The following is a 4,948-nucleotide window of genomic DNA, read 5'->3' as shown; positions in this document are numbered from 1 at the left end:
GGGCTGCCCCGCGCCGCGCGACGGCCGGTGCGCACCTCCTGGCGCGGCGTCGTCCGGGAAGGCGTCGGCCGGGGCGACAACGTCCGGCGCGACGGAGGCGGGCTCGCCGGTGCGCGGTGCGGACGCGTCCGGCGCGGCGGTGGCGGGCTGGGAAGCGGCGGGCTCGGCGCCGTCCGTCGTCGTGGCGTCCGACCCGGTGGCCTCCGGCTCGGCAACACCCGCTGTCCTGGTCACGGCCGCTGCGTGCGGTGGCCGGGGCGCGGCTGCGCCGCCCCGCGCGGGGCGCAGGGCGGTGGCGCCCTCGACCGGCACGGCCGAACCCGAGCCTGAAGCCGGCCCCGGAGCCGCCGCTCGCGCGGCCGCCCGGGCAGCGGCCGGTCGGACCGGCCGTCCGACTTCGGCGGACGACGGAGGCGCCGGTCGTGGCGCGGTCGGCACTGCCGGGCGCTCGCCGGACGGGGCGTGGTCGCCCCGCGCGCCGCCGAGCCCTCGGGGGGCGGCGGGCGCGCCGGTGGCGGGGGAGCGGGGAGCGTCGCGCCTGCCGCTCGCACGGCCCGTGGTGCCGAGCGGAGCTGCTGCGCCGAGACCTCTTTCCCCTGCCGCCGGACGGGAGTGGTGGTCGCTCCCCGCCGGTGTACCGAATGTCCCGATGCTGTCGCGGTGCCCCGCCACCTCGTCGCCCTCCACGCTGTTCTCGGTCGTTCCCTTGCGCTGCGCACTGTTCGCGCCGTCCACGGTGTCCACGCGGTCACCCTGCCGGGCGGTTCCGCGCCGGGGTGCACCGGGGGCGACCCCTGCAATTGCAGGGCTCTCCCGGCGCTCCGGAGCGGTGGGGCGGGAAGGGCCCGCGACCGGGGCACGGGCGTCTGCCGGGGCGGTCCCGCTGTCAGTCGGCATCGGTGGCACTCCCCCGCCAGGCGAGCGGCATCGCCACCATCGGCTCCGGCGGCTCAACCGACTCCGCCTGATCGGCGCCGTCCCGCAACGCCATGCCGCCCGGAGTGTCCGTCGCACCCGGCACCTTCGCCCCGTCCGCCCCGTCCGCCCCACCGGGCCGGTCGGCAGCCGATGCGGACGGCGCCCCGCGGCCGGGGGCCGGGAGGCGCGTCCACGGCCCCCCGCCCGCGACCGCACTCAGCGTTCCGTCGACGGTCGGCGCGGGAGCGGTCGGCTGCTCGCTGGTTCGACGGGCCGCGGGCACGCCATATGCCTCCGGAACCTCCGGTGACGCCGACCCGCCGGCGGGCGTCCCCGTCGGGCTCCCGAGCGGGACGGCGGCACGGGGCGCGGCGGTCGGCCCGCGGCGGTGGACGCCGCGCAGCAGCGCGGCGACCTGCGCGCCATAGGTGTCGAGCCCCTCGGCTCCGCTGCCGGGCAGTCCGGCCAGCCGGGGCAGGAGATCACCGAAGGCGTTGACCTCGCCGACCGCCACCCGCTCCCAGCGGACGCTCGGCAGCAGGTCCACCCCGACGCAGTGCGTCCCCGGGAAGAGCGAGGCCGCCCGCTCGCAGACGGCGAGCGCCTCCTGCCACACCGGGCCGGCGGCTTCACGTGCGGCGGCGAGATCGCCGCGCACCCCGCCGAGGTGCAGGTTGGTCATCGGTGAGCGGCCGGCTCGCAGGACGGCGTGGGTGGCGCGGCCCGCGACCACCACCACCCGGAGGTCCACGGGGCGGTCCCCCTGCGAGGCCTTGGGCCACCAGCGTTCCAGGTGCAGTCCATCAGGTGCGAGCGCGTCGACCAGGCGGCCGATCTCGGCCTCCGCCGTGAGGGTGCGGACGCGCAGCGAGTTGAACAGCCGTCCGCCGCTGTCCCGTTCGACGGAGGTGACGGCCCGGATCTGCCCGCCGGGGCCCCACTGGACCGCCATGACCCCGGAGGCGGACGAACCGTGGGCGGGTTTCAGGAAGAACCGGGCGAGACCGGCGGCCCGGACGTCCTCCCACCCGCGCAGCAGCGGGGCGGCCGGCCCGGAGGTCGGCGACTCGGGGACGGGCACCGCCGCCTCGCGGAGCACGCCGTGGCAGAGCCGCTTGTCGAACAGGACCGCGAGTTCGTCGGGATCGTCGAGCAGCCGGGCGCCGTCCGACCGGGCCCGGTCGGCCAACGCGCGGGCGGCCGCCGTGAACTGCGTGTACCAGCGGCCGCTGCCCTCGACCCGGGTCGGGTCCCCCGCGCCGCGCAGCAACGCGTCCACCTCGGCGTCCTCGCCGGGCGAGTCGATGCGGACGATCTCACCCGGCGCGAAGCCGGGGAGGGCCGACGGGCCGTGCTCCCGGAGCGCGGTGAGCACCTCCAGCCAGGGCAGCACGCGCGGCGCGGGCAGCCCCGCCGCCCGGACCGCCGCGGCGTGGAGGGCGACGCGACGGTTGTCCGGGTTGCCGACGACAGTGGTGCGGATCATTCGCCGACCGCCGCGTAGCGGTATCTGACGCAGTCGCAGTCGGGGCCGCCCTCCGCCCCTTCCTCGCAGTCGTGCTCCTCCTCCAGCTGGTCGTCGAGGTCGACCGCGACCTCCAGTGACCGCATGCGGCGGCGCACCCGGCCCATGACCTCGTCGCTCATGAAGTGGTGCGAGAGGTCGAGCGTGGCGAGGTGGGCCAGGGACTGGCCCGTCAGCAGCGCGGTGGCGCCCGCGTCGCCGAGGGCACCCATGGAGAGGTCGAGCGAGTGCAGCCGGGGAACGACGGGGGCGGTGGCGACGGCGGCGGCTATGTCGTCCTGGTACTCGCTGTTCCGCAACCCGAGGTGGCGCAGGCTCGGCAGGCGCTCCCCGGAGAGGATGCCGGCGAGGTCCTCGACGCCGGAGTCCGCGCCGTACTCCTCCTCGCCCATCCAGAGTTCGAGGCGGTGCAGCGCCGGCAGGTCGCTGGCGCCCACCGCGCGGACCGTGCTCGCCGGCAGGCCGCCGGTCTCGACGCGGAGCAGCCGCAGCTCGTCGTGGCGCACCGGCCGCAGCCGGACGCCGCCACCGCGCACGACGAGTTGGCGGAGCCGGGGGAACGCCTCCAGCAGCGGGGTGACGTCGGACTGGGTGATCCAGGAGATCTCCGACTGCTCCCAGGGGATGTCGCCGAGGTAGAGGGCGCGGAGCGCCGGGAGGCGGTCGGCCGCCTCGCAGAGCAGGGAGACGACCTCCTCGGAGCCGTGGTTGCCGAGCTCGTCCCAGGTCCCGATGAGCAGCTCCCGCACCTCCTCGGAGCGGACGTGCTCGCAGAAGGAGCGGAAGACGTCCACGAAGGCCGGGCTCTCCCGCCGCGAGCGGTCGAAGGAGAGGTGCCAGGCGACCGCAGCGTGGTCGGTCACGGCGGCCGCGCGGTCGGGGCCGGTGTAGGGCTCGACCGGCAGGTCGATGAACGGTTCGGTGTGGCCGTGGTCGGTCAAGACTCCCCCTGGGGACGGTCCGGCTGCGGTCGGGCCGGCGGGTCGAGGTGCGGTGGTCGAGGCGCCGCGGTGGCGCGGGCGGCGCGGCGGTTCCGGGGCGCGCTCGCGGAACGCCGGCGGGCCGGACGGCGCGCTGCCCCGCCCGGAGCTGCGGGCGGGTCGGTCCCTCCCGCCCGCAGCGGCGGGCCGGCTATTCGCCGACCGCGGAGTAGCGGTGCTCCTCGTCGTTGTAGACGTAGGGCTTCTGCTGGTCGGAGAGGTCCACGGCCACTCCGGCGGCGTCCATGGCGGCCTGGACGCGGGCGACGGCGTCGTCGCTGAGGTAGTGGTAGGAGAGGTCGAGCGAGCGGAGGTGCGCCAGGGACTGGCCGGCGAGCAGCGCGTCGGCGCCGGTGTCGGTGAGCGCGCCCATCGACAGGTCGAGGCTCCGCAGCTGCCGGACCACCGGGGCGGCCGCCACCGCGGCGGCCACGGCGTCCTGGTCGTCCGCGTTGCGGAGGCCGAGGTGGTGCAGGGCGGGGAGCCGGGTGCCGGCGAGGACCCCGGCGAGATGCTCGGTGGTGGTGGTGCAGCCGTAGGTCTCCTGGCCGATCCAGAGCTCCAGGCGCTCCAGGGCGGGCAGTCGGCTGTCGCTGACGGCCTGCGCGACCTCGCCGGGCAGGCCGCCGGTCTCGATGAGCAGCGTGCGCAGCGCGGTGTGTTCGACGGGGCGCAGCTTCAGGCGGGTGCCGCCGCGGGCGCCGAAGACCTCCAGGTCGGGGAAGGCCTCCAGCAGCGGGGTGAGGTCGGACTGCTCGATCCAGGAGATCTCCGCCTCCTCCAGGACCAGGTCACCGACGAACAGCGCCCGCAGCGAGGTCAGCCGGTCCTTGACGGCGAGGATGCTCTCGACGACCTCCGAGGAGTCGTTGTCGTAGACCTCGCCCCAGGAGCCGATGACCAGTGCGCTGACCTGCGCGAGCTCCACGGTCTCCTGGAAGCGGCCGAACGCGGCGCCGAACTCCTCCTCCTCGTCGCCGTAGGGGTCGACGTGGATGTTCCACGCCACCGAGCCGTGGTCGGTGAACCCCGTGTGGTCCGCGGAGGGCGGGCCGAAGCGGCGGACGGGCAGGTCGTGGAAGGTCTCGAGGTGGTGATTGATGCTCATGGCTCTCCAAGCGGCGGTGCGTTCTCCCCCGTCATCGCACCCGGCGTCGTGACGAGTGGGGCTGATGCTGCCAGAGCCGACCGACACCGGGTGGACGCCTGTGGAAAACCGGCAGGAACACGCCGCGTCCACGCACCGTGCGTCACCGCGGTGGCGCCGGGCGTGGCGCTGCCGGACCGGGCGTCCCGGCGCCGCGGCCTGAACACGCCGCCCGGTCGCGGGAGGCGACGCAGCCGCGGGGCCCGCCCGGGACAGGGGGCGTTGTCGGACCCGGGTGCGAGGCTCGTCCCATGAGCAGCGCGACGGGGGACCGCGAGAGCGCGGGACGAGGGGACGGAAGCGGGAGCCGGGGCGGTCGCCGCCCCGGCGGTGCGGGCGCGCCGGCGAGCCGGGGGCGGGCCGGCCGCGGGCGGGGGA

The 4,948-nt window shown here is 76.6% G+C and carries 2 protein-coding genes and 2 pseudogenes; all 4 read right to left on the bottom strand.

The window, feature by feature from the left end:
• Positions 1-234 (bottom strand): annotated as a pseudogene (locus HCN56_RS25935) (hypothetical protein); the annotation flags it as partial.
• Between the two features lie 1,051 nt (positions 235-1,285).
• A pseudogene (locus tag HCN56_RS23565) lies at positions 1,286-2,404 on the bottom strand (STM4014 family protein); the annotation flags it as partial.
• Positions 2,401-3,384, bottom strand: a complete 984-nt coding sequence (locus HCN56_RS23560) for an STM4015 family protein (protein WP_209313105.1) — start codon at positions 3,382-3,384, stop codon at positions 2,401-2,403. The pseudogene HCN56_RS23565 and the gene HCN56_RS23560, both read right to left, overlap by 4 nt.
• 190 nt (positions 3,385-3,574) lie before the next feature.
• On the bottom strand, positions 3,575-4,531 hold the full coding sequence (locus HCN56_RS23555; protein ID WP_167974364.1) for an STM4015 family protein: 957 nt from the start codon (positions 4,529-4,531) through the stop codon (positions 3,575-3,577).
• Positions 4,532-4,948: the final 417 nt, after the last annotated feature.

Source organism: Streptomyces lonarensis (assembly GCF_012033735.1).
GTDB lineage: Bacteria > Actinomycetota > Actinomycetes > Streptomycetales > Streptomycetaceae > Streptomyces > Streptomyces lonarensis.
Note: the sequence above shows the minus strand (reverse complement) of the source record. Positions and strands in the feature narration are given on the sequence as shown.